General features: G+C 68.1%; 2 protein-coding genes and 1 pseudogene. 1 reads left to right on the plus strand and 2 read right to left on the minus strand.

Annotated features, from left to right (window positions below):
• Positions 1-278: pseudogene (locus tag KN815_RS47600) on the minus strand (hypothetical protein); the annotation flags it as partial.
• 210 nt (positions 279-488) lie between these two features.
• Positions 489-1,241: an SDR family oxidoreductase gene (locus tag KN815_RS47605; RefSeq protein ID WP_216347992.1), complete on the minus strand. Its 753-nt coding sequence runs from the start codon at positions 1,239-1,241 to the stop codon at positions 489-491.
• A gap of 204 nt (positions 1,242-1,445) precedes the next feature.
• Here KN815_RS47605 and KN815_RS47610 point away from each other — a divergent pair.
• A partial coding sequence (locus KN815_RS47610) for a LysR family transcriptional regulator (RefSeq protein WP_216347993.1) occupies positions 1,446-1,888 on the plus strand: 443 nt, incomplete at its 3' end.

Genomic DNA, 1,888 nt, shown 5'->3' on the forward strand with positions numbered 1-1,888 from the left:
GCCGGGGGGACGCTGTCGGCGGTGCGGGTGGCCCGGGGGCTGCTCGGGCTCGCGCCGGGGCTTTTCGCGGCGGGCTTCGTACGGCTCGGGCTGGGGCTCGCGCCGGTGGGGGTGGCGGACGCGGTGCCGCGTTCCGCGCCGTCGCCCTTCTGGGCGGCCGCGGCCTTGTCGGAAGTGCCGGACGACTGGGCGTCCTTGTCGTCGTCCTTGCCGCAGCCGGTCAGCGCCAGAGCCAGCACCGCGACGGCCACGGTGGCGGCCGCATTCATTTTCCGCACGAGAATCCCTGATATTCCTGAGTGAACGGGGAAGGCATGAGGGAAGATCTTGACAGGCGGATCCGGTAAAACTCCATGGGTTCCCGCGATGTTCTCCAGGAAATGTGAACTGGAATCAGGATCAGTTTCCTGCCCCGCTTTCCGCGGCGTTTTCCTGCGGAGGGTTTCTCGCCCACCCTGGGCAACCGGGCCTGTACACCCCGTCCCTGCCTACGACCTGACCCCGACACCCCCACCCACGACGATGTTCTCCCCGGTGATGAATCCGGCCGCGTCCGAGGCGAGGAACGCCACGAGCTCGGCGACCTCTTCGCTCGTCCCGAACCTCCCGAGGGGGACCTGGGCGACCGTGGCCTTGGCGATCTCTTCCAGCACTTCGGCCGGCGCCCCTTGTTTGGCCCAGATTCCGGTGTCGATCGGGCCGGGGCTGACGGCATTGACCCGAATGCGCCGGGGAGCCAGTTCAAGGGCGAGGGACGGCACCATCGCAAGCAGGGCGCCCTTGGTGGCGGCGCTGACGGCGGCCCCGCCGGGAATTCCCCTGGTGGCGCCGATCCCTACGTTGAAAATGATGGAACCCCCGTCATGGAGCAGCGGGAGGGCCTTTTGGAGGGTGAAGAACTGGCCTTTGACATTGACGCTGAACAGGTCGTCGTAGGCGGCCTCGTCGAATGCGTCGGCCTCGATCGGTAGCATGCGGACGATGGCGGCGTTGAGAAATACGGCATCGAGTCCGCCGAAGCGCTCTCGGATCACCTCGACGACGCGGTCGGTCTCGGCCGGCGAGCGGGCGTCGGCGCGCACCACGACCACCCCTTCGGGGAATTCCTTCTCGGCCGCGGCGATGGTGTCGGGGTTCTGCCCGGTGACGACCACCTGATAGCCACGACGATGGAGCGATTCGGCGGTGGCCTTTCCGATTCCGCTGGTGCCACCGGTGATCAGGGCTACGGGTGCGGACATGCGTCTCTCCTCGCTGCTACAGAAAACTCCCCGCTGCAAAAAAAAAGGGGGGAACTGCGACGGACTGCGTAACGCCACGCTAGGAACGGCTCCGGGCCCGCGTCCAAGACCTGTTCCGCATCCGGAGATACGAGTCAGGCATCACCACAGCTCAAGGCGATTACCCAGTAGCCGTCGACGGGTCGGCGCGGCTAGCGTGAGGGCATGGCAGACACGCCGCCTCCGGTGGATCTCGATCTTCGGCTGGTGCGGTATTTCACCGTCGTCGCCGAGTACCGGCACTTCCGCCGCGCCGCCGAGGCCCTCCACATCACCCAGCCGTCCCTGAGCCGGCAGATCCGCAGCCTCGAACGACACCTGGGGGCCAGGCTGATCGACCGCACCCCGCAGGGCAGCAAGCTCACCGAGGCCGGGGAGGTCTTCCTGCCCCGCGCCAAGGCACTGCTGCGATCCGCCGCGCAGGCCGCGGCGCACACCCGGGCCGCCGCCGAGCCGAGCCGGATCACCATCGGCTTCATCATGAACGTCATCGTCACCCCGGCGGTGCGCGAGCTGCGCCACCGCAATCCGGACGCCGACGTCCGCACCCTGCATCTGACCTGGAACGACGCACGGGCCGCCCTGCTCGACCACCGGGTGGACGCGGC

Source organism: Streptomyces niphimycinicus, assembly GCF_018883605.1.
Classification (GTDB): domain Bacteria; phylum Actinomycetota; class Actinomycetes; order Streptomycetales; family Streptomycetaceae; genus Streptomyces; species Streptomyces niphimycinicus.

Bases quoted from the DNA above. Each gene is read 5' to 3' on its own strand.
- KN815_RS47605 (WP_216347992.1), bottom strand. From the start codon at position 1,241: ATGTCCGCACCCGTAGCCCTGATCACCGGTGGCACCAGCGGAATCGGA.